This is a genomic window from Paenibacillus planticolens (assembly GCF_013141725.1).
Classification (GTDB): Bacteria; Bacillota; Bacilli; order Paenibacillales; family NBRC-103111; genus Paenibacillus_E; species Paenibacillus_E planticolens.
The window spans coordinates 114,101-137,584 of the sequence record NZ_WHNZ01000086.1; the positions used below are offsets into that span (position 1 = coordinate 114,101).

A 23,484-nucleotide genomic window follows, 5' to 3' on the forward strand; every position below is an offset into this window, starting at 1 on the left:
AACGTGAAATGAATGCACAACCGAACGAATTATGGATGGACGAAGCATGGAGCAAGATCATTACGAAAATCGATCAAACGAGCCAGACGATCGGTGTCGGATTTCCACATGTATCCAAGGAAGGCAAGTACGATTGCACGGTTCCTCATTTCTGGACAGCTGGCTTTTGGCCTGGGATCTTGTGGCTCGTTTACCGTGATACGAACAACGGGGAGTTGAAGCGGATTGCCGAGGCTTGCGAGAGCGCAATGGACGTCTGTATCGACGAGTATACGAGGCTTCACCATGATGTCGGCTTTATGTGGAGCTTGACCTCAGTTGCTAATTTTAAGCTGACGGGAAGCGAAGAGTCGAAGCTGCGCGCTTTGAAGGTGGCAGCATGGCTAGCGAGCCGATTCAATATCCGTGGCAATTTCATCCGCGCCTGGAATGGGAACGATCGTACTGGATGGGTGATCATCGATTGTATGATGAACCTGGGCCTGCTGTTCTGGGCTTCCGAGGAAATAAAAGACCCGCGGTTTAAACATATTGCAGTGGAGCATGCGAACACCGTTCTACGCGAATTTATTCGCGAAGACGGCTCTGTCTACCACATCGTAGAGTTCGATTCAGAGACCGGGGAGCGCGTCGGAGCATTAGGCGGCCAGGGGTTTGCTCCGGAATCGGCATGGGCGAGAGGTGCGGCATGGGCGCTGTACGGCTTAGCGCTTTGCTACAAGTATACGAAGGATGACAAGTATGTGCAGGGAAGCAAGAAGGTGGCTCACTTCTTCCTGGCCAATTTGCCGGAAGACCTCGTTCCATACTGGGATTTTCGGTTGACAACGCAAGAGGGTGCGCCAAGAGATTCCTCTGCCGCTTCGATTGCGGCAAGCGGTCTGCTGCTGCTGGAAGAGCTGCTGCCAGCGGAAGAAGGACGATTATACGGAACGTCGGCGAGACGCATGTTGAAATCGATGGCGGATCACTACTTGATCTGGGATGCGAGCGACGAAGCGATACTCCCCCATGGCACAGGGCATTGGCCTGCTGGCAAAAATATCGATGTCGGCTTAATCTACGGCGATTATTATTTCGTGGAGGCGTTGGCCAAACTGCGTGGACAGACAGAGTTGTTCTGGTAGTGAAGCAAGACCAAGTTTGGAGAGATCGAACAAACAACATGCGAAACTATTACTTTTTTGGAGGAAAAGCATGAACAGTCAAGTGTCAATAAACGCTGGTTATAACGATGGAAATCCTGTTAAGGTCGTCATTGTCGGTGCCGGTCATAGGAGTCTAATATACGCGTCTTACGCGGAGAAGCACCCCGAACACATGAGAATTGTCGGGGTCGTAGATCCGGATGGCGAGCGCAGAGATTTAACCAAGATGAGATTTGATTTACAAGATGAATGTTGTTTTGCCGATATTACAGAACTTGTCGCTAAGCCCAAAATCGCGGATGCCGTGATTAACGGTACCATGGATCACTTGCACGTATCTTCTTCGATCCCGTTGTTAAGGGCTGGTTATGACATCATGCTGGAGAAACCGATTGGCGTCAGCGCGGATGAAGTTTTGGAGTTATATGAAGTAGCAGAGCGGCTTGGCAGAAAAGTTATAATATGTCACGTACTTCGCTATGCACCCTTTTACGAATCGATTCGTCGAACCATAGCCGATGGCGTAATCGGTGATATTGTCAGTCTGACGACAGCGGAGAATGTCACTTATCACCATATGGCCATGGCTTATGTCAGAGGGAAGTGGGGACGTGTAGATCAAGGTGGTTCCTCCATGCTCATGGCGAAAAGTTGCCACGACTTGGACATAATAGCCTGGATGAAAGGAGACGTCCGTCCGGTGAAAGTAAGCAGCTTCGGGAGTCTGCTGCAATTCCGGCCTGAGAAAGCGCCTGCAGGAGCGGGTACGCGTTGTCTGGTCGATTGTTCCATTGAGACATCTTGCTCTTATTCTGCTCGGAAGCATTACATTGAGCAGCGTCTGTGGGAGGGCTATGTCACCTATAATACCCACTTAGGCGTTACAATGAGCGATGAGGAATTGGCGGAATCCTTGCGTAAGGACAGTCCGTACGGCCGTTGTGTCTGGCACTGCGATAACGATGTGGTCGATCATCAGACGGTCATCATAGAGTTCGCGGATGGCAGTACAGGAACGCATGTAATGACCGGGGGCACTTCTAGGCGAGGTCGAACCATCCATATTGTGGGGACGAAAGGTGAAATTCAAGGAGAAATGGAGACAGGTGCTTATGTCATCCGACACCCGGATGCCCGCAAAGGCCATCTCTATTCCGAGCAACTGATCGATGTCGAGGTGTCCGAGGATATGCATGGTGGAGGAGACTTGCGTCTTGTCGCCGACTTCGTCAAAGTATTGAAGGGTGCGGTACCATCAATCTCCTCCACATCTCTGGAGAAGTCGCTTCACGGTCACTTGATCGGATTTGCAGCCGATCAGTCGCGACTGGAACAAAGAACCGTTGAGATCAAGCGAGTGTAAAGGAGCTAGAAGATGCACAAGCGACCCAATGTACTGCTCATTATTACGGATCAGTAGTGCTGGGACACGCGTATTCATCAACGCCTTCCTGCATACCGGTAAGAGCTTCATTAATGAACGGGAATGGATCCGTGGAAAACCGGTATTCTTGGGATTGACAAATCACGAAGTCTACTCAGCTGAGCTGAATCGCTGGTGAGGCAAGCTAGTTGCGGTGTTGGCCGAACGGAATGTAGGCTTAACGGACAACGGTGCACGCGTCTGTCAGACGGGCACACCACCGATTATATCGCCGAAGTATCAGGAACGAATAACCCGATTAAGTGCCGTTGCTGATTAAAAGTCCACACTGCAAGTAAAAAACAAACTTTCCGCTCATGATGATCTTCAAGAAAGGCTGCCGATTTTAATGAATCGGCAGCCTTTACAATAAAGATTACATCATAGCCACATGAACGAAGGGATGGGGATATCGGTGAATAAGAAGGAAAAGCCTAATATAGTACTTATTACTACGGATACGCAACGTTGCGACACGCTTCGATGCATGGGTTCGCCATTTGCCATTTCACCTCATCTAGATAGATTGGCAAGTGAGGGGGTGTTGTTTACCAATGCGCATACGGCTTCTCCGGTCTGCTCTCCAGCACGCAGCAGCCTTATGACAGGTCTTCATGCTCCGATTCACGGCTGTATTGAGAATGGAATCGATCGAAAAAGCGGTCATTTGACCTTTCCAGATTTATTGCAAGAACAAGGATATGTGAATATCATGGTTGGCAAAACGCATTTCGGCGAGCACCCGGCTTCCTTCGATATTGTACGTGAAATCAAAGGTGAAAAGTCTGCTGCCTCGGTTGATGACAGTTACGCTAAGTTCATCAATTCGTATGGACTGCCAAGATCGAGTGCAGGTCCACGGTCAATGCCAGATCATTTGCATATGGACGCTTTTTTGATTAATGCCACTATCGAGGAAATTGAAGCTTGCCGACAAGCGGAAAATGGTCCGTTCTTTGCGTTTTGTTCCCTGCTGAGTCCCCATTCGCCATTGGACCCTCCCGGACATTGGGCCACTCTGTTCGACTCCACGCCTCTGCCACCCATCGATTACAAACCAGGCGATGTGGAGAACCTTCCGCTACATACACGAAGATTGCTTGGATTCATCGGCAATGAAGCCGAGCTTGAAGCCAGTCTGAATACCCCGGAAGCTCTACAAGCGATGGAGCATAAACGAAGGCTTTATTATGGGATGACCGCATTCATTGATGCTCAAATCGGAAGATTGCTTGAATATTTAGATCAGACCGGCTTGAGAGAAAACACACTCATCCTATTCACTTCAGATCACGGCACCCAACTGTTCGATCATGGCTTTGATGATAAGCATAATTACTTGGATGCTACCTGGCGCATCCCTTTTATCATGAGTATGCCTGGAACGCTGCCATGCGGAAAAGTCTGCGATTTTGCTACGTGGACAGACATAGCCGCAACAATTCTGGCAGCAGGAGGCACGTACTCCCGTTATGTCCAAGGCTTCGATTTGTTTACGCCGCTGATACAAGGCTTGGATTCGCCCCGTCGATGTGCTGTCGGAACCCTGTATAAATCGGCAGCTGTTGCGACGCAACGCTGGAAGTTGGAGTATTACTTTGAAGAACAAACCGGTATGATGTATGACCGATTGAACGATCCCTCGGAGAGAAGCAATCTTTACAACGATCCACAGTATGACAGTGTCAAGCAGGAGTTGCTTGTTGCGCTTCTGACATGGAGGGCTGACTTGAGTGATTTACAGCTTATGGAGGAGTCTCAGCAAGTTGGAGGTCCGGTAGCGCAACGTATTAAACCGTATTCTCTGGCCAAGAGTGGATGGGAAGTTGAGAGGAGACTGGGAGCGAAAGCCGAGGCTATCGATCTCTTATTCGAAGTATAGGACTCATACAAATGGAGGTCGATCCTATGACGATTGGGCAAATAAAGTACTACAGCTTCCGTACTTACAACAAGGGAATGCATCCCGTTCATATTGTAACTCCCGATGACGGATACTACATTCACAATTTCTTCGATGTGAAACCATGGAGCCCATCCGGTCGATATTTAGCCGTACTTAAACTGCCGTTCCAGGATAAATTGCCGGGACCGGATGATGAAGCAACCGTCTGTATGATTGATTTGCAGGAGCAGTCCATTGTTGAACTTTGCAAGACAACCGGATGGGGAATTCAAGTGGGTGCGCATCTGTGTTGGGGAGGGAGCGATGATGAGCTTTTCTTCAACGATAAAGAGGCGAACTGCGTCTTTGCCTACAAACTGAATCCGCATACGGGAGAGAAAGTGCGACTAGCCGGATCTGTATACCAAGCGTCGAAGGATGGCCGTTACATCTACAGTCCCAATCTTTCGGTTATTAATTATGCCCAGATGGGCTATGGGGCGACATTAGCACCCGAGTACAGCTCGCCGCCCCCGATCGGCGCATCCGAAGAAGATGGACTGTGGCGAACAGATGTTGAAACCAACCGTAGGGAACTATTGTTCAGTTACAAACAAGCACTTGATCTTCTCCCGGACAAGAGGGATGTAGAGGGGGCGCGATTTACCTTTTTCCATGTGAAGATCAATCCGCAGCAGACACGGCTCATGCAAGTCGTTCGATGCCTGTTTGATGATGAAAGAAAAGAGTTACGCTTTATTGTCACGATGAACATGGATGGGACGGACGCCAAGCTGTCGTTACCATACGAGTTCTGGCTGGATGGATCTCATCATCCGGATTGGCATACCAACGGAAAAGAGATTCTGATGAACATTCAATTAAAAAGGTTGCGCTTCTGTCTGTTTGCGGAAGATGGGCAATCTTTTAGGCTGGCAGCTCCGTTTGCTACAGGTGGCGGTCATCCAAGTTTCTCGAAGGACGGCCGTTACATTCTGACGGACGCTTATACAATGGAAAAAGAGTTTGTGAATGAGCATTTTGAAGTGCCCGTACGATTAATCGATACAATAGCTGGAACAGACCACCGATTAGTTGATATATGGACGCTTGGAGGTACAGAAATACACGCCAATTTACGCTGCGATCCCCATCCTGTATGGAGCGAAGACAACAAATACATTTGCTTTAACGGCACGCCGGAAGGTAGAAGACAGGTCTTGATAGCCGAAGTGGGCAAGTTATGAATCAAAAGTAATAAACGAAATGGAGGCATGTCCTATGGATAATAAACCTCATATTGTACTGATTACGACAGACCAGATGCGAGGAGACTTGATGGGGTGTGCGGGGAACACACGTATCCAAACGCCTCATATCGATTATTTGGCACGAAGCGGCGTACGATTTGATCAAGCCTACTCGTTGACGCCGGTTTGCATCCCGGCAAGGGCAACGATCATGACAGGACTGGAGGGTCATCGGCTTGGATTAACGACATACAAGGAAGGTTATGCGCTTCCTACTAACCTAACATTACCTAAGCTGCTAAATGATGCCGGCTATGAAACGAGAGTGGTAGGCAAAATGCACGTTTACCCGGAGCGATGTCACTATGGATTCGACAGCATGTTGCTATGTGAGGAAGGCCGAATGCTGGGAGTGGGATCCGGAAAACAGAGAGGGTATGATGATTACGAGCAATGGGTTGCGGAGCAGGGTTATCCGGGACAAGCCTTTGGCCATGGCATTGCCAACAATGAATATACCATGTCGCCCTGGCACTTGCCGGACAGCTTGCATCCGACGGAATGGATTGCAGACAACAGTTGCAGAACGATCAAACGGCGGGACTGGACCCGCCCGTTATTTCTGTGGGCTTCTTTTACGGCGCCCCACCCTCCCCTTACCCCATTGATGCGTGATCTATACACGTATGAAAAGGACGATATGCCGCAGCCTGTTTGGGGAGACTGGGCGGACAGACATTCGCTTTATCACCAAAGAATGGCCGTCACTTATCAAGGAAAGTTGAAAACACCCAAACAAATTGACAGCGCCTATCGTGGATTCTATGCTTCTATTACACAAGTAGACCGAGCTATCAACCGAATCATCGGTACCCTTCGGGAGGAAGGGATACTCGAGAATACTTGGTTTCTCTTTACATCAGATCATGGCGACAATATGGGGGATCACGGCCTCTGGTTCAAAGCCAACTTCACACGCGGAGCTTGCCAGATCCCGCTTATTGTGACACCGCCCGCCAAAAGAGATACGGGGTCCGTTCTTGAAGCGGGATGGGTTCCAGGACAGGTGAACCATTCACCGGTAGGACTACAAGATATTTTGCCGACATGTCTTGCCATTGCAGGAATATCTGTACCTGAAGATTTAGATGGAACGAGTTTATTAGGAGCAGTTCGTCAACCCAAGATGGATCGTGTGAGAGAGACGGTACTCGGCGAGTTCGGTCCTATGGGTAAGCGTTCCTTGATGGTAACAGACGGCATTTGGAAGTATATCTGGTTCGAAGAAGAAGGTGAGGAATTGCTCTTTCACATCAAGGATGATCCACAGGAGTTACACGATAGATCCAGGGATCCGTTAGCCCCCTTAGAGGAGTGGAGAAATCGGCTGGCGTTCAAGTTGGGGAAGCGGTTATCCGATTCAGCCGTCAGTAATGGCATGCTACGGCCCCGACAGCTTTTGCCAGAGTTATCCGAATTTGAACGCGCGCTTCTCATTTCGCACTATAACCCTCGAGGCTTGCACTGATCGGCGTAAATGTAGCTAAATAATTAAATTGTGAGTACTTTCTACGAAATATCAGCATCTTTTTCACTTTTATAAGTCGAGTTTGTGTTTTATCAGTATACGAAAAAACCAAATTTATCCGATAATGAAAGCGCATCACCAAATATACGATTGGACAGAAAGGGGAATAGAATGTGGTAAATAAGAAAAAGCTGTATTCAGCAACCAGCATTATAATTGGAACGGCTATGCTCGCAGCAGGATGTGTGTCCGAGCCTCAGGGGGAGAAACCTTCGGCTCCCGATAAGAGTCAAGCTCAGTCAGTAGCAAGCTACCCGCTCAAAGCAGGTTCTACGCTCACTTCATGGCAAACGCTGAACAACAATCTGTCATCAGTTAACATTCAGAACTTGGTAGATACCAGCTTCGGTAAGGCACTTGAGAAACAGACTGGCGTCAAGGTAACCTATACGCATCCTCCGACTGGGCAAATAGCGGAAAAGTTCAACTTGATGGTCGCATCCAACGAGTTGCCAGATGTCGTCGAGTACACTTGGACGTCTTATCCGGGAGGACCAGAGAAGGCAATTAAAGATAAGGTTATTCTTCCTTTGAATGACATCATCGATCACTATGCGCCCAATTTGAAAAAAACTATTGAGGCTGACCCTGAGCTGTCCAGACAGTTGAAGACGGACAGCGGGCAATACTATGTTTTTCCTATGCTGCGGGGGGCACCTTCACAGCTGGTATTCCAGGGACCTGTAATACGCAAGGACTGGCTGGATGAATTAGGTTTGCCAGTTCCTACAACGATCGACGAATGGTATGTAACACTCAAAGCTTTCAAAGAAAAGAAAAACGCAGCTGCGCCGTTTACCGCGAGATACGCCGGCGGCAGATGGGACGTGGCCGATGCTTTTATTGGGGCATTCAAAACTTCCAACGATTTCTATCTCGACGATCAAGGGAAGGTCCATTACGGTCCCTATGATTCGCAGTTTAAAGATGCGCTGACGCTGCTTCGCAAATGGTATCAGGAAGGGCTTATCGATAAAGATTTCGCCATTCCGGATGCCGAAGGGAAAATCCTTGATAATAAAATAACTTCCGGTATCTCTGGGGCTACAGTTGGTTTATTGGGAGGAGGCATCGGACGCTGGCTCGATACGATGAAGCAAAAGGACCCCAAATATGAAGTGGTGGGAGCGCCTTATCCGGTACTGAATAAAGGAGAGAAGGCATTTATCGGGCAGCGAGACTTTAAATATAACCCCGGAGGTTCGGCAGCTATCTCCGCTTCGTCCAAGAATGTAGAAACAGCAGCTCGTTGGCTTGATTATGCATATAGCGAGGAAGGAAAGATGCTCTTCAATTACGGAATTGAGGGCGAAAGCTACAAGATGGAGAATGGTGTGCCGAAATTTACGGATTTGATATTGAAAAATGAAAAATTTAATGTTCAACAGATATTGTCCCAATACACCAAGCAAAGCGGTCCGTACCTTACTGATAAGAACAGAAATACAAACACTTACAAGCAGCAGGATAATGCCGCTCAAGTCTGGTCGGATACGGAAGCAGCAAAGCACAGCCTTCCGAAGTTCATTTCACCGACACCTGAGGAAAGTGCTCAGTTGGCCAAGATTGCAACAGACCTGAGCAGCTATAAGGAAGAAATGTTCGTGAAATTCATCATGGGCAAAGAATCACTGGATAACTTTGAGAAGTATCAGAAGCAACTGAATGCTATCGGGGTGGAGAAGGTCATCTCCATATACCAAGGCGCGTATGACCGCTATATAAAGAGATAAGTTTAGGGAAGTCAACCTGGGTAGCTAGATTCCTTTATATGGGGAATCTGGCTATTCTCAAATGCAGGTTTAGAGATTGTTGACAAGTAAAGCTAATTCATGGACAATTTCACGTAATGCTACCATATCCAGTGTGTCTGCCAAGAGACGACAGAGGAGGATAACCGTGCTGTTGAAGAAAATCACGAGAACGAATTCCATTTGGACGAAGTGGCTGATTTCATATCTATTCATTTTCCTTGTCCCGGTTCTTCTGGGGATTGTTTTTTATTGGCAAACATTGAATATTGTAGAGCGGGAAATTGATTTGTCGAATGAGAAGCTGATTTCACAAATGAAGGAATTGACAGATAGTCGCATGAGAGATTTGGAGCGGCTTGGACTGGAATTATCGCTGAATAGCGAAATTATTGCCTTTGCCAGTAAAGAATATAAGGATCAGGGCTCCGATGATTATCATTATGATGCTCGTCAACTTACCCTTATTTTGAACAATTTTAAGCTTTCCAACGAATATATTGATCAGATCTTCCTCTATTATGATAAAAGTCAAACCGTAATTACCAATGACAGTCGAATATCGGTGGGACAGTTCGAGAAGATGTGTCAGCCTTTCTCTGTAGATCAATCATGGACCAAAATACTGGATAGTAGATTCATTAAAGGATTTTTTCTGGTGAAGGATACGTCCGATCCTAACGATGAAGTCCAGATCATGCACATAAGAACCCCGTATATGCGAGGATTAGGCAGCGATGGTGCTTACATCATGTTTACAGTGAAAAGTGACAAGCTGTTGCCACATGCAGAGCGAATCCAATTACACAAAGACAGCTATTATGTCATTCAAGATATGGACGGCAAGGTCATTGCATCTACAAGCAAAACTGCGGCTTACATGGTGCCTCATATGGGGCCATTAACATCAACGAATGGGATGCAAGATAGTGAGGCAGAAGGACAGAGACTGACCATTCGATACACGACCTCCAATGTGACGTGGTGGAAATACATTTCGGTGACCCCTTCGAGCGTTTATTTGGAAAGTGTCTGGAGTGTGAAGCGACTTATCGGGATTTACATGGTGCTCTGTTTGGTTGTGGGTGCACTGGTCACTGCGTTCGTGCTGCGTCGGAATTACAATCCTATTCAAGTACTTATTCGCAATCTTGCAACGAAATCCGGCACAATCATGGACGAATCGATTGATGAGTACCAGTTCATCGCTAAGACACTGTACCAGAGCTTGGAATCAACGGAGAAATCGATGGTGCAACTGAAGCAGCAGGGGAACGCCTTGCGTAATCAGTTTCTTGCTTCGCTGGTTAAGGGGAAGCTGGAAGCAAGTATCCCTTTGCATGAGAGGCTGACTGCTTACGAAATTCAATTTGTAGAAGCTAAGTTCGCTGTTGTCGTTGTTCAAACGGAGAATTGGGGGAAGCTGGTTACCAACGAGCCTGCGAAAAGTTATGATCATGAGAAGCTGCTCCAATTTTTTATTACCAACGTAATGGTTGAACTGGCTAAGGAAAAAAATCAAGCTTACATGTTCGAGGTAGATGATTTTCTTGTCTGCATTATCAATGGAAATTTCCTTACGGCGAAGGAACTCACTAGAGTTGCTCAAATAGCCAAGAAGTTTATATATGATAGCTTGGAAGTTAAGTTAACCGTATCTTTAAGTGATATTCATGAAGATGTTTGGAAACTTCCGCAAGCTTATCAAGAAGCGCTGGAAGCGATGGAGTACAAGCTGGTGATGGGCAGCGGAGAGATGATCAGCTATACAGATATTCCGAGCGAGGAAGTTAGCCATCGTGGATACTATTACCCCTTGCACGTGGAGCAGCAGTTAATCAATTTTGTTAAAGCCGGTGATTTCCACCAAGCTCAAACAGTCATCGACGAAATTCTTAAGCAGCACTTAGCTGCTGGTTCGGTCACAGTTATTTTGTCTAGGTGTCTCATGTTCGACATTATTAGCACAATCTTGAAGACGATTGATGAACTTAATCACTTTCAAGGGATCAATGAGATGAACAAGCCACTGGAGAAGCTGATGAATTGCAAGACCATTCAGGAAATGAAGGAACATGTGATGGTCATTTTACAAGAAGTAACAAATCACATACAGGGCCAGCGAGATTTGAACACGTATCACTTTTGCGAAAAGGTCAAGGACTATGTTCATCAAAATTATCACAACCCAGATTTAAACATTTCTGCCATTGGGCAATGGTTTGAGATGACACCCTCCTATTTGTCCAAACGGTTCCGAGACGAGACCGGGGAGTCGCTGCTTGAATACATAAACTTGTATCGCATCAGCCAAGCGAAGGGGTTGTTGCTGGGTGAATCTCTTTCCATCGCAGATATTGCTTTAAAGGTCGGTTATACCGAGTTCACTACATTTAATCGGATATTTAAAAAGTATCAAGGAATTACGGCAGGGAAGTACAGAGAAACCGAGTCAGGATAAATTAATAAATCCCTTGAAAGGGGGATTCGGAAAAACATCGACAGTGATTGCTGAACCGCTAATGTAACGAGCCAAATCAGAAGCTAAAAATAATGCTAAGTGTGCTGCTTCCTTAGGATCGCCTATTCTTCATTCGGAGTTAGCAACTTAGCATATTGTTGAATAATTTATTCAGGCGCATTCCCCAAAATTGCAGTCCTGATGCTTTGTATTTAAGAATTGCTTCGATTCCGAACTTCATACCTAGGAATACACCCTTTAGGTCAATAGACGTTAACTTATCAATTTCAGCAAGTGAATCTTCTCTTTTGCTGGATCTGTCTTAAAGAAAGATGCCTCTCCACCTGTTGATTTAATTTCTTTAGCTACGCAATGCCCCTTGTCTGCATCAATATTAGATACAATGACTTCATTCCATTTTTTGCATAGCACATGGCAATTTCCTTACCAAGGCCATCTGAAGCGCCAGTAACAATTGCGACTTTGTTTTTTTATACATGGCTAGATTGGGATTGAAATCTTATAGATTTTCAGTTGAGTGGGCCTCGAATCGTCAGAAATTGAGCATTTCTTGAAGTTCGACTTGCTTATAAAGAAAAGAATATAACTCCAGTTGTGACTCTCCATTAGAATTTGCACATTGGGCTATTCGATATTAATTTGTAAAAAGTACTTCAAAACCTATTTGTAATTCAGCTTTTTACACGAAAACACCACTTCAAAACTTAATTTGTAAATCGTTTTTATAAGAAAAGCCAGCAAACCCTTGCGTTTGCTGGCTTCTTGCGCTTCAAAACTTATTTGTCACCCAACAGATTGGCCGGAGTGTGGATATTGCAATTAATCATGATCCAGCAGCTATTGCGATGCATAAAGCCAATCATCCTGATACGGCGCATTATTGCGACTCAGTATGGGACGTTTCGCCAAGGGATGTAGTGAGTGGGCAGCCAGTAGCGCTTTGCTGGCTCAGCCCGGATTGTAAACATTTTAGTAAGGCAAAAGGCGGTAAACCGAAAGAAAAGACGATTCGTGGTCTTGCTTGGGTTGCTGTGAGATGGGCAGCGACAGTCCGGCCGAGAGTTATCATGCTTGAGAATGTCGAGGAGTTTAAGACGTGGGGACCACTACTTAAAGACGGTATGCCAGATCCAGATAAGAAAGGACGGACCTTTCAAGCATTCGTAAATGCTTTGAAACGGCAAGGATACCAAGTTGAATGGAGAGAGCTTCGTGCTTGTGACTACGGGGCTCCGACGATTCGCAAAAGATTTTTTCTTGTAGCTCGGTGTGATGGTCATCCCATTGCATGGCCGGAACCGACGCACGGCGACCCGAAAATCGAAGCAGTCAAGTCCGGTCGATTAAAGCCATGGCGGACAGCGGCGGAGATCATTGACTGGTCGATTCCCTGCCCGAGCATATTCGAACGAACGAAGCCGCTGGCGGAAAATACCCTACGCCGGATCGCGAGAGGAATACACAAATTTGTCCTGAACAACCCACAGCCGTTCATTGCGAGACTTGGTCAGACGGGTTTCGGTGGTGATCGACTTCAATACACGATTGACCAGCCGTTAACAACGATCACAACTAAGGCAGAGCATTTACTCATTACACCGCACATCACGAAGTTCCGCAGTGGAGCAACCGGTCATCCAATGGATGAACCGCTTCACACAATCACTTCAGGAGCAGGTAGCGCCCGGCCAGCTGGTGCGGCGCACGCTCTCGGCATGGTCACTGCTTTCCTTACTCAGTATCACAGCGAGACAGCCAGCCATGATGCGCGCGGTCAGCAGCTTGATCGCCCGATTCTCACTCTTGATACTTCAAATCGATATGGATTATTGGCTGCGCATCTGGCCCGGCATTTCGGAGAGTCGGTTGGAAGTTCGGCGGATGATCCAGTTGGTACAGTGACCGCCGGTGGAGGCGGGAAGACTTCACTCGTGACCAGTCATCTAATCAAGATGAAGGGAACGAATATCGGGCAACCGGTTGATGAGCCATTACAGACGATTACTGCCGGTGGGTTGCATTTCGGAGAAGTCAGGGCTTTCCTCATGAAGTATTACGGTACCGGAGAAGGTCAGGAAATTAGCGAACCACTACACACTATTCCAACAAAGGATCGCTTTGGACTAGTAACGCTACATGGTCAGGACTATGCAATCGTAGATATTGGAATGCGGATGCTTGAGCCCCATGAATTATTCGCGGCCCAAGGATTCCCAGCAGAATACATCATTGACCGGGATGCGGACGGCAAGAAGTATCCAAAGTCTGCTCAAGTGGCACGCTGCGGAAACTCAGTACCGCCGCCATTTGCAAAGGCGCTCGTTGAAGCAAATCTACCAGAACTCTGTACTGTCCAGCGCCCGTATCAATCTCAATATCAATACGAAATGCAGTTGATGTGAGGGAGGGGGACAGCATGGATGACATCATAAAGCGTAAATTCTGGCAGCGGATGAAGGGGCTAAACTTCGAACATTTCTGCGATGCGATGAACGAACTTCACACCCGAGCCTATGAGCTCGCGCAGCAGCACATGACGGAAGCGATGTCCTGTCAGCCTCGCATCAGCGCAAACATGATTGCGGCAGTTAAGGAAAAAGCCGTACAAATCCGTGAGGAGTGGGATGACTGCCGGGAGATCCTTACTGTAGAAAGCACGCTTGAAAAGTTGCTTGAAGAAATCATTGAAAGAAAATACGGGCCGGGGATGGTGAAGGAAGAATGAATTGGCGGCAAGCCACTCTTTCCCAGCTTTATGAAATCGGATACCACGATACCGGCTGCCATGTAATCCACAAGCAGGCTGCACTTGATGAAATAAAGCGACGCAAGCAATCACAGTCACATAAAGGCATCACTCAAACCAAGATAAGGAGGAAGCGAGCATGACGACAGCAATGTTTAAGACACCGACACTGTGCAAATACCCGGATTGCAGAGCAGTAGCGAGAAATACTTGGGCATTTGTACCTCTTTGCCCCGGTCATCATCAGACAATCCGCTTTGAAACCATGAATTATTATGCGAACAGATTTGGATATAGCCATCGGCAGCATTACCACCAAATAGAGCCTTTAGTTAAGGAGGCGTGGCAATCGTATGCCGAATATGTGAAGCGGCAGCGCGGGAAAGGCGGTGAGGAGAGTTGAGAATGATTGATCTGACGGGACAGAAATTTCATAGATGGACCGTCATTGAGAGGGCTGATTGCAAAAGCGGACAATCTTTGTGGTTGTGCGAATGTGAGTGCGGACAAAGGTCTAATGTTGGTGCAGGTAATTTGAAAAGAGGTATCAGTAAATCATGCGGTTGCTTGAAGCACGAGGTTACAGTTGAAAGAAATTACAGGCACGGACATTCAATACTCGCTCGCCGCTGTTGGGGCACTCCATTTAATGGCACTGCACCCTTACCCCAATATTCAAACCAAACTTGCCATGACCAGGCAAGTTTTATTTTTTATTTAAGAACCTTATAGGAGGAAAAATAGACCATTTTATCGAAACAAAGAACCTTATACAAGAAAATGCAGTAACCCTTGAAATAATTGGGGCATATCATGACCTCTTTGTATAATGTGGGTTTTACTGCACTATCGTTAAATCCTGATATGCTACATTGGGCACTTAGGAGCTCTAAAGAAAACTTGGATAGATAGTGCTTAACTGCAACAATCTTTGGAGGATTTATGAACAATCAAATTTCCATTGAAGTTGAAAAGCACAAATCGGAAATTAATAAATGGTATCAATTTAATGAAAGTACCACCCTACGGGGAGATCGTTAAGGGAGGCCGCGATGAACGAGACCGCATTTGACGAACCATTATTTGCAAGCTTGAAGCCGGGCTTAACCTCGTTCTGTTACCGAATGCTAGGCTCCATGGACGATGCGGACGATGCCGTTCAGGAAACGAGTATTCGGGTCTGGCAGAGCTGGAGCACGTTCAGACAGGATTCCTCGTTCAAAACTTGGGTCTATCGGATTGCCTCCAACCTGTGCTTGGACAAACTGAGACAATCCAAACGCCGCGCGCTTCCCGTTGACCTGTTCGACCCGGCCGTCACCATCGTCGAGCCGCGCGACACGCTGCCGGACTCTGCCTGGATCTGGCCATCTCCCGACTTTGGGGGCAATCCGGAGGATCGGCTCGTCCGCAGAGAAACCCTTCAACTGTGCTTCATCGCTCTCCTGCAGACCTTGCCTCCGCGGCAGCGCGCGGTACTCATTTTGAAGGATGTATTTGAATGGTCCTCCAAGCAGATCGCGGAAACGTTGGCGATGTCGCCGGCAGCGGTGAACAGCGCCTTGCAAAGAGCCCGAGAGACGATGGACCGGGCGCAGCTTCGCTCGGATGAGCTCAGCAGCATGGACGTTCAACCGGAGCAGCAGCTGCTGTCCCGGTATGTGGAGGCCTTCGAGCAATTCGATATTGCTGCGCTCGTCGCGTTGTTCCACGAGGAAGGCTGCATGTCGATGCCGCCCTTCGAGATGTGGATCCGCGGCAAGGAAGATTTGTCCGCCTTCTATTCGCTTACTCGCTGGCATTGCGAAGGTTCGCGATTTGTGCCCATTACGGTGAATGGCGGTTATCCGGCGTTGGCCCAGTATATGCCGGGCAAAGAGGGATCTGGCCTGGTACCCTGGGGCATCCACGTCATCGAAACCAAAGAAAATCAAATCCTGCACGTTCAAAACTTCATTCATACGCCATTATTTTCGCGATTTGGGCTGCCTGAGCGAATTGACCAATGAATTTCGTCATTGGCTTACGTCAATATCATTGAGAATAACCAAACGACGAATATTATGAGAGAGGTGTCTACTTAAAATTGAAACGTTCGACGCGGAAAGCTCCAATCCCGTCGAGTTCCAGCAAGCAGGCTGGCAAGCGATCATGGACAATTTCAAAGCCTATGCCGAACAAAACTAATCATCGCGAAGAAGACGCCGGGGAGGATCCCCCGGCGTCTTTCTTTTTGCACCCTAGTACGAGCGTGCTCTCCGTTAGCCTTAACCTTGTGCCGCATCCATGTTCATGTAGTTAATGGCCCACAGATGGCCGTCCAAGTCCACGAAGCCCCAATGATACATGAACCCATGATCTTCAGGTTCAGCGTGCAATTTCCCGCCCAAGGAGACCGCGGTATTCACGATTTCATCGACCTTTTTCCGGCTCTCGAAGGCCAATGCGATCGTCATCTGCGCATACTTGCTCGTATCGACGGACTCCTTCTCCGTGAGCGTATTAAAGAATGCTTGATTAATCAGCATGACCTGCAGGCTGTCGCCGATTACGATGGCTACCGAATTCTCGTTATCGGGGAATTGCGGATTGAGCTCGAATCCGAGTCCGGTGAAGAACGCTTTCGATTGTTCTACGTTTTTTACAGGCAGGTTGAAGCTCGTAAATGCGGACGTTAATGCCATTTTCAAAACACCTCTTCGTCAAATTAGTTTGTGTTCATTTATGCCTTCGTTTATATAGACGACAGCCGATCCGGGAATTCATCGGTCTCATGGATTCGGCAGAGTAAATTTTGAAAAATAACTTGGTATTGAATTCGGATACCCGCCATTCCCGTAAGGTTGCTTATTCTTATTGTGCAGGGATAAAGATTGAACTTCTCTAAAAAGGAATTCGTCTGAATATATGACAATTAAAGGTGGGTATCGAGTGACGGAACGAAAAGAGGCTGCCCCCAATCGTATGTGACGATTTGGGGATAGCCTCGTTTTGATTGATTATTTCGTAAATTGAAGCACTGCGAGCATTCTGCTTAAAATAACCGTGCTTTGAGCTCTCGTAGCCGCCGCTGCCGGATCGAATTTGCCTGAATCGGCGCCTTCGATAATCTTCATACCGGCAATCTCGGCAATAGGCGCCTGAGCCCATTGATCAAACAGGTGCTCATCCGTAAATTTCACTTTATTTCCTGCAGCGCTGCTATGATCGTAGCCAGCAAAATTCATTGCGCGTTGGATCATAACAGCCATTTCTTGCCGGGTAATAAGCGCATTCGGATGGAAGGAATGATCTTCGTATCCGGCAACGATGCCCGCTCCTGCGACAGCGTAAACCTGATCTTCAAACCAATCGCCTTGATGCACATCGATGAAAAGGTTCTTAGATGTTCCGCCCGGCTTCAGTCCGAGTGTCCGGGCAATCAATGCTGCAAATTCCGCCCGGGTTATCGCTTGCTCAGGAAGAAACTGATTCTGGGATACGCCTTGGACGATCATTTTATTTGCCATGCGTTCAATGTCGTTCTTTGCCCAATGATTGTTTAAATCAGCGAACGTTACTTTATTTTCCATCAGCATGTAGGTGCTGTTCGTTCTGCTATATATCGTCGCCTCTGTCCCCGATACAGTGAATGGAACCGGCTGGTATACCGTATTGCCTTGTTTGTCCGTCTCTACGCGAACCGCAGCTAAATTGCGGGCATTTAACGGGCTTTCCGCTTTGATTGTACGTGCCACATAAGTTGTAAAATTAGAAATTTCTATGCTCTTGCCTTCTGAAGAAGCTGCTCTCAAAGTAAACTCAACCGCGCCGAGAACGGTTTTCCCAGATGATTTTGCTTTTTCTACAGCAGCGTTGTCTTTACTTACGATGACTTCTACATTGACTTTTTCCTTGGCAACCCCTAACTTGGCAGCCAGATCTTGAAGATTAATCTCTTTTAGCGGCAGCTCATAACTTCCAAGCTGCGTGCCCAGATTCAGCGAAACGGCACTCTTTTGCGTGATTAATTTTTGCATCGCGCTGTTTGTAAAAATAATCATGATCTGATCGGCATTCACGCTCGAATCCACCGATAGCTTGATTTTGTCGTTTGTGCTGCTTTTCAGTATGTTGTCGATCGTTTTATCGTCGATATAGGTTTCAGCTGTCTGTTTTTCGTCAATGTGGTTAACAGTTGTACTTGAATCGCTTGGATCTGCTGAATCGGATGGCCCTGATGTATCTGGAGCTTTCTCACGATTCACCGTGATGGTGTAGGTTTTGGACGCTCCGCTCTGCGGAGTCACCTCGATTTTAATCTTGTTTGCTCCGACAGCCAGATTCAATGGTCCGTATGTTGCTCCGCTTACGCTCGTCGTACCGTTTACTCGGATCACAGCTCCCGCATCCGCTGCAGATGGCGTAACGCTGATGCTGCTCACATTGTTAGCCACGTTGACTGTATATCCGGTTGTATCCGCTGTAAATACCGGGGCTAACGATCCTGCGCTGACAGCCAGATTGCTTAAATCTGTGCTGGTTGGCAATACCACGTTCTCACGGTTCACCGTGATCGTGTAGGTTTTGGCCGCTCCGCTCTGCGGAGTCACCTCGATTTCAATCTTGTTTGCTCCGACAGCCAGATTCAATGGTCCGTATGTTGCTCCGCTTACGCTCGTCGTACCGTTTACTCGGATCACAGCTACCGCATCCGACGCAGATGGCGTAACGCTGATGCTGCTCACATTGTTAGCCACGTTGACTGTATATCCGGTTGTGTCCGCTTTAAATACCGGGGCTAACGATCCTGCGCTGACAGCCAGATTGCTTAAATCTGCGCTGGTTGGCAATACCACGTTCTCACGGTTCACCGTGATCGTGTAGGTTTTGGCCGCTCCGCCCTGCGGTGTCACCTCGATTTCAATTCTGTTCGCTCCGACAGTCAGATTGACTGGCCCGCATGTAGCACCGCTTACGCTCAGCGTACCGTTTACCCGGATCACGACTCCTGCATCCGCTGCGGTTGGCGTGATGCTAATATTGCTTACGCTGTTAGCTACATTAAAGTTGTATTCCCCTGCACCTTCCGTGCTCAACTTTGTGTCTTGTATGCAGCTTGCTACACCCGATCCCGTATCCGAACAGTCGAAATGAACGGTAACAGTAACCGCCGGCACAGTCTTATTAATTTGTACTGTAGCCGTATGTGCCACTTCGATGTTGCCTGCTTTGTCCACACTCCAATAGGTAAGCGTATGTGTGCCTTCGGCTGAAATCGTCACCGTTGTGCCAGTTTGTTGAGCCCCGCCATCCACTGTATAGTAGGTAGCGTGGACACCGGAACCGCTATCGGATGCTGTCAGCGTTACAGTTACGTCATTGTTTACCCAATTTGCAGGAGCATTATCCGTCGTAACCGGTGGTGTGTTATCTACTGTTGGAGCGTGATATACGTTTAAAGAATTAAACTGAACAACGGTGTAAGGAATATAATTTACATTGCCATTCATGGCAGTTTGATCGTAGTTGCCGGCTTTAAAGTAGTAAAGATGATTAGGCGGTATAACTTGGCTAGGGCTAGCTGTTTGCCCATTAAATATCAAGTTGCCGTTTAGATAAATGGACAGGACACCGTCATTAAGGGTCATTCTGTATGTGAAATACTGATTTAACGGAATTTTGATTGGGAGATACTGGTATCCCAACGAGTTTATGCCACTTGGTTCATAAAGTATGCGTATATTGCTATTGGGATAAGCAGGGTCATATCCATATTCAAATTCGCACAAGGTTGTTACATTTTGATCAAATACTTGTCCAATGGTAGTCCAACCTACACCGTTTAAAGTGCCAAGTTTTGTAACGGCAACGGTTCCAGTCATAGCGTTAGCCCCTACAGGCAACCAAGCAGCATCAGTTCCCGCTATAGGATCATATTCCCTTAGCTCACTGCGAGGATGGGCTGAGCCGGATGTGGTGCCCCCCACGGCGGTGTCCATAAACACTTGGCTTCCGTCAGCCCCAACGTAGAAATACGGATCAGCATAGCCTGCTTGTAAGGTTTGGGATGTTTGGCCTGCCCCGCCAGGGAGCGGCTCCTGTAAAGTCCAATAGCGGTAATCAATGCCCGCGACAGGGGGTTTGCCCGATATTGTAAGCATGAATGTTTGAGGATTCCCCTGATCAAAGTTAAAGATAAAAGAGTGGGTTCCCATACTAAGTGTGTCTAAGAAACTTTGATTAAAGGTAACGGTATTGCCTGAAACTGCATAAGCCGATGAAGGCAAGATCGTTGTACCCTCACTAATACTTGTAAAATGGTTGCCATTGAGATTCATTGTTGTTGATATTGTAGAAGGCAACATAGGAATATAAGCAGTACCTTGCGGCAAAAGGGAAGAATCGGCCGCCGCTGCTACAGTTAGAACATAAGGAAGGAAGGATGACCCTTGACTAGAAGAAAAATTAAACCTTAAATTATAGCTCCCATTAAGACTGCTTAGGTAGGTATTTGAAAATGTAACAACATTGTCAGCATCAACGGTATAATCCGTTCCTTCCACAAGCGTGTAGGAACCATTGGCAATGCCTGTAAAACTTGTAGCAGCGTCCAGATTAACTTGGGTGGATATTGTATTTTGCAACGTTTTATAGAAGCTTCCTGATGAAGATGAAAGAGTAACGGGAGGTGCTATTTTCAAGAGTCCGATACCCAATTGACCGGTAGCAGAAGGCTTTAAAGTATAGTTAATCAAAATATAGCGCGCTGTTATTGGAGCAGTAAAAGTTAAGTCTGATGTGTAGTATCCAGTATTAGGATCTAAGCTCCAACTGTAGGTTCCATTAGCAACAGTGCCTGTTGCAATATTGGTAGGTACAATTGCAGCGCTAGACCATCCGTTAGCTGTTGGTGAAAAATTAATCGCGTTATTGTTAGGAGTGGTAGAAAGTTTATTCCAAAGGGAACTATCATTTGAATAACTTAGTTCATACTGGGAACTGCGGTTTATGGTATTTACATCGGTGGCAGTAGTATGAAAGTTAAAACCTTCTATATTGCTTGGAGAACCAAGGTCGATGGCTACCCATAAATTTGAACCGCTTGCCGAGTAGACTGTATTAGCCCCTAGTGTCCAAGTGACCGAATTACCGATATTTACTGCTGTTCTAGTGCTTTGCTGCGAGCTTGCCTTAATGTTGCCGTTTAATGTCAAAGTAGAGGGCAGTAAGTTGGTTGCGGCTGCGTAAGCTACAGATGACGGCATGGTCGGAAACATAGAAAAAACAAGTGCAATGACAAGTATAAGACCAAAAAAAGATTTTGAATTTCGTTTTAACATGAAAGAATCACCCCATTAAAATTTCTCTGTAATCGCTTCAATTAGATTGAGCTAGCTCTTTCATAACTAACGAGCTACAGCCACTTTGAAAATTGAAAGCTTCATCCTTGCCATAAAATGTAATCGTTTACAAAATGCCGTACACGAACAATCGTTTCTTCAAATAAAGCCCCCCTTTTGCTTGCGAAAATCCAACATATATTTTATATGTAATGTCTTTGTACCATATTTAAACTGACAGGTTTGGTGCAATTTTTATTTGTACTTGTCAAATTTTTAGGACAAAGGAATGTTGGGAGCACTGCCGTACGAACCTAAAAAAATTACAAATAAATCTAAAAAACCGGCAGTTATCAAAAAACGGCAGATTCATTACAATGAAATTTCCAAATTAACGAAGAAAAAATAACAGCGGGAGGGGGAGGGATTAAACTATCTGGCAGGTTACTCAGTTAATTTAGTATGTTACCACGAGCGCATTCATCCCTTCGAGTGAGCTCTATTTGCATTTATTCAGAGGGGGTTATATAGAACCTTTTGAAAGTTTTTGTAAGAACATGCCAAATTCGTTTACCAAAGCTTATTATGCAGCTTATGCAGCCATAATAAAAGTTAATAGAATTATAGTAGCAATCGATTTTGGGAATATAAAGATGGTTAAATTCAGAAAGGATAAAAAAAATTGAAAAAAAGACTAATGAAGAAAAGTATCATTTGGGTGCTAATTATCATTTTAATTATGGCAGCGATAATCATAGGTATTCTAGCTGTAAACAAGAAGAACAATGAAAAAACATTATTATACCCTATACAAGTCGATGGAAAATGGGGCTATATAAATAAAATGGGGAAGATGGTCGTAGAACCAACTTATGCATGGGCCGATGATTTTCATGATGGCGTCGCCATCGTTCTATTAAATAATAATTCAGATGGCAGCAAAGATACGAAGGATCAAGATAGTGTAAAATATGGCGCCATCGATATGACAGGAAAAATGGTAGTAAAGCCGGATTTTTCATACATAACCAAGTATAACGAAGGTGTAGCCGGAGCGATTCAAGTAGATGCGATGACGTATGATCTTACATACTTCATCCTGGATAGAAAGGGTAAGATTTTATACACCTTACCTTCTGAGATGCAGATCGTTTCTATGCTGTTCAATGGAATGGGTTTGCAGACACAAAGTGAAGGTCTGGTATTAGTACAAGATGATAAAACTGAAATGTATGGGTATATAGATCGAAATGGGAAAATTATCATTCCAATTCAATATCATGAAGCTAGTAGTTTTTCAGATGGCTTAGCTTTAGTAAAGAATGATAAGCACTACCAGTATATTGACAAAACAGGAAAAGTACTGATTGACGCTAGTCAATATATTTCCGGTAAAAGCTTTTCGGAAGGATTAGCAGCCGTAGCAGTGCAGAACAAGGATCGGTCCACTGTTGAGTACGGATATATTGATACAAAGGGCAATATGAAAATAGAGCCTAAATATGCAAGGGCATATAGTTTTTCAGAAGGGCTTGCAAAGGTATGCGTGGGAGACAGCATCAACGAATATTCAATAGGATATATAGATGAAAACGGAGCATATAAAATTGGCCCTACTTTAAATGATAGCTATGATGAAACACTGATTTCAGAAGGATTAGTTCCAATTGCTAATGGGGCTGGCGGGTATATGAATAAGGACGGGAAAGTTAGTATTGCTCCGGTTGTTACGAAAGATAATGACAATTATTTAAAACACAATATGGCCGAAGAATTTAGAAATGGAATTGCAAAAGTAAGCTTGTCCGATGGAAGGATTGGGTATATCGATAGAACCGGGAGATATATCTGGACCCCTCGTAAATAATTGGACAGTGAAACTACCGATT

General features: G+C 46.1%; 17 protein-coding genes and 1 pseudogene. 14 read left to right on the top strand and 4 right to left on the bottom strand.

Annotated elements, in window-relative coordinates; translation table 11 throughout:
* Positions 1–8 precede the first annotated feature (8 nt).
* The 8 genes from GC097_RS33205 (at position 9) to GC097_RS33235 (ending at position 11,506) form a co-directional block, all read left to right on the top strand.
* Positions 9–1,127 (top strand): glycoside hydrolase family 88 protein, encoded by a 1,119-nt coding sequence (locus GC097_RS33205; protein ID WP_171687540.1) that lies wholly within the window; start codon positions 9–11, stop codon positions 1,125–1,127.
* Between the two features lie 70 nt (positions 1,128–1,197).
* A complete protein-coding gene (locus GC097_RS33210; RefSeq protein ID WP_171687541.1) occupies positions 1,198–2,511 on the top strand; it encodes a Gfo/Idh/MocA family protein in 1,314 nt (437 codons plus the stop codon).
* A 217-nt stretch (positions 2,512–2,728) separates the two neighbouring features.
* Positions 2,729–2,851, top strand: a complete 123-nt coding sequence (locus GC097_RS34865; RefSeq protein WP_281364434.1) for a hypothetical protein — start codon at positions 2,729–2,731, stop codon at positions 2,849–2,851.
* A 111-nt stretch (positions 2,852–2,962) separates the two neighbouring features.
* A complete protein-coding gene (locus GC097_RS33215; protein ID WP_171687542.1) occupies positions 2,963–4,453 on the top strand; it encodes a sulfatase family protein in 1,491 nt (496 codons plus the stop codon).
* Positions 4,454–4,479: 26 nt separating this feature from the next.
* Positions 4,480–5,703 (top strand): TolB-like translocation protein, encoded by a 1,224-nt coding sequence (locus tag GC097_RS33220; RefSeq protein WP_171687543.1) that lies wholly within the window; start codon positions 4,480–4,482, stop codon positions 5,701–5,703.
* A 34-nt stretch (positions 5,704–5,737) separates the two neighbouring features.
* Positions 5,738–7,234: a sulfatase-like hydrolase/transferase gene (locus tag GC097_RS33225; RefSeq protein WP_171687544.1), complete on the top strand. Its 1,497-nt coding sequence runs from the start codon at positions 5,738–5,740 to the stop codon at positions 7,232–7,234.
* A gap of 173 nt (positions 7,235–7,407) precedes the next feature.
* The gene (locus tag GC097_RS33230) at positions 7,408–9,027 is read left to right on the top strand and encodes an extracellular solute-binding protein (RefSeq protein WP_312875760.1); all 1,620 of its coding nucleotides are present in this window, start codon (positions 7,408–7,410) and stop codon (positions 9,025–9,027) included.
* 166 nt (positions 9,028–9,193) lie between these two features.
* Positions 9,194–11,506: a helix-turn-helix domain-containing protein gene (locus tag GC097_RS33235; protein WP_171687545.1), complete on the top strand. Its 2,313-nt coding sequence runs from the start codon at positions 9,194–9,196 to the stop codon at positions 11,504–11,506.
* Here the strand turns inward: GC097_RS33235 and GC097_RS34555 are convergent.
* Together GC097_RS34555 and GC097_RS35390 are read right to left on the bottom strand one after the other, a co-directional pair.
* On the bottom strand, positions 11,498–11,632 hold the full coding sequence (locus tag GC097_RS34555; RefSeq protein WP_171687651.1) for an SDR family oxidoreductase: 135 nt from the start codon (positions 11,630–11,632) through the stop codon (positions 11,498–11,500). The genes GC097_RS33235 and GC097_RS34555 overlap by 9 nt on opposite strands.
* Positions 11,633–11,871: 239 nt before the next feature.
* Positions 11,872–11,982: a hypothetical protein gene (locus GC097_RS35390; protein ID WP_376768446.1), complete on the bottom strand. Its 111-nt coding sequence runs from the start codon at positions 11,980–11,982 to the stop codon at positions 11,872–11,874.
* A 390-nt stretch (positions 11,983–12,372) separates the two neighbouring features.
* On the opposite strand from GC097_RS35390, the gene GC097_RS33250 reads away from it, so the two are divergent.
* From GC097_RS33250 to GC097_RS35395, 5 genes and pseudogenes are all read left to right on the top strand, one after another.
* Positions 12,373–13,929, top strand: a complete 1,557-nt coding sequence (locus GC097_RS33250; RefSeq protein ID WP_171687652.1) for a DNA cytosine methyltransferase — start codon at positions 12,373–12,375, stop codon at positions 13,927–13,929.
* A gap of 14 nt (positions 13,930–13,943) precedes the next feature.
* A complete protein-coding gene (locus GC097_RS33255; protein ID WP_171687546.1) occupies positions 13,944–14,252 on the top strand; it encodes a hypothetical protein in 309 nt (102 codons plus the stop codon).
* Positions 14,253–14,412: 160 nt separating this feature from the next.
* A complete protein-coding gene (locus tag GC097_RS33260; RefSeq protein WP_171687547.1) occupies positions 14,413–14,676 on the top strand; it encodes a hypothetical protein in 264 nt (87 codons plus the stop codon).
* Positions 14,677–15,325: 649 nt separating this feature from the next.
* Positions 15,326–16,282: a sigma-70 family RNA polymerase sigma factor gene (locus tag GC097_RS33265; RefSeq protein WP_171687548.1), complete on the top strand. Its 957-nt coding sequence runs from the start codon at positions 15,326–15,328 to the stop codon at positions 16,280–16,282.
* A gap of 76 nt (positions 16,283–16,358) precedes the next feature.
* Positions 16,359–16,460, top strand: a pseudogene (locus GC097_RS35395) (polyketide cyclase); the annotation flags it as partial.
* A gap of 80 nt (positions 16,461–16,540) precedes the next feature.
* Here the strand turns inward: GC097_RS35395 and GC097_RS33270 are convergent.
* Both GC097_RS33270 and GC097_RS33275 read right to left on the bottom strand, forming a co-directional pair.
* Positions 16,541–16,957: a VOC family protein gene (locus tag GC097_RS33270; protein ID WP_171687549.1), complete on the bottom strand. Its 417-nt coding sequence runs from the start codon at positions 16,955–16,957 to the stop codon at positions 16,541–16,543.
* A 315-nt stretch (positions 16,958–17,272) separates the two neighbouring features.
* Positions 17,273–21,595, bottom strand: a complete 4,323-nt coding sequence (locus GC097_RS33275; RefSeq protein ID WP_171687550.1) for a cadherin-like beta sandwich domain-containing protein — start codon at positions 21,593–21,595, stop codon at positions 17,273–17,275.
* Between the two features lie 739 nt (positions 21,596–22,334).
* On the opposite strand from GC097_RS33275, the gene GC097_RS33280 reads away from it, so the two are divergent.
* Positions 22,335–23,462 carry a WG repeat-containing protein gene (locus GC097_RS33280; protein WP_171687551.1) on the top strand — a complete coding sequence of 376 codons (1,128 nt, stop codon included), beginning with the start codon at positions 22,335–22,337 and terminating at the stop codon, positions 23,460–23,462.
* Positions 23,463–23,484 lie beyond the last annotated feature (22 nt).

Excerpts from the sequence above, each read along its gene's own strand:
- GC097_RS33270 (WP_171687549.1), bottom strand. The coding sequence starts at position 16,957 with ATGGCATTAACGTCCGCATTTACGAGCTTCAACCTGCCTGTAAAAAAC.
- GC097_RS33260 (WP_171687547.1), top strand. The coding sequence starts at position 14,413 with ATGACGACAGCAATGTTTAAGACACCGACACTGTGCAAATACCCGGAT.
- GC097_RS33210 (WP_171687541.1), top strand. The coding sequence starts at position 1,198 with ATGAACAGTCAAGTGTCAATAAACGCTGGTTATAACGATGGAAATCCT.
- GC097_RS33265 (WP_171687548.1), top strand. The coding sequence starts at position 15,326 with ATGAACGAGACCGCATTTGACGAACCATTATTTGCAAGCTTGAAGCCG.
- GC097_RS33280 (WP_171687551.1), top strand. The coding sequence starts at position 22,335 with ATGGCAGCGATAATCATAGGTATTCTAGCTGTAAACAAGAAGAACAAT.
- GC097_RS33215 (WP_171687542.1), top strand. The coding sequence starts at position 2,963 with ATGAACGAAGGGATGGGGATATCGGTGAATAAGAAGGAAAAGCCTAAT.
- GC097_RS33275 (WP_171687550.1), bottom strand. The coding sequence starts at position 21,595 with ATGTTAAAACGAAATTCAAAATCTTTTTTTGGTCTTATACTTGTCATT.
- GC097_RS33225 (WP_171687544.1), top strand. The coding sequence starts at position 5,738 with ATGGATAATAAACCTCATATTGTACTGATTACGACAGACCAGATGCGA.
- GC097_RS33205 (WP_171687540.1), top strand. The coding sequence starts at position 9 with ATGAATGCACAACCGAACGAATTATGGATGGACGAAGCATGGAGCAAG.
- GC097_RS33250 (WP_171687652.1), top strand. The coding sequence starts at position 12,373 with ATGCATAAAGCCAATCATCCTGATACGGCGCATTATTGCGACTCAGTA.
- GC097_RS33255 (WP_171687546.1), top strand. The coding sequence starts at position 13,944 with ATGGATGACATCATAAAGCGTAAATTCTGGCAGCGGATGAAGGGGCTA.
- GC097_RS33220 (WP_171687543.1), top strand. The coding sequence starts at position 4,480 with ATGACGATTGGGCAAATAAAGTACTACAGCTTCCGTACTTACAACAAG.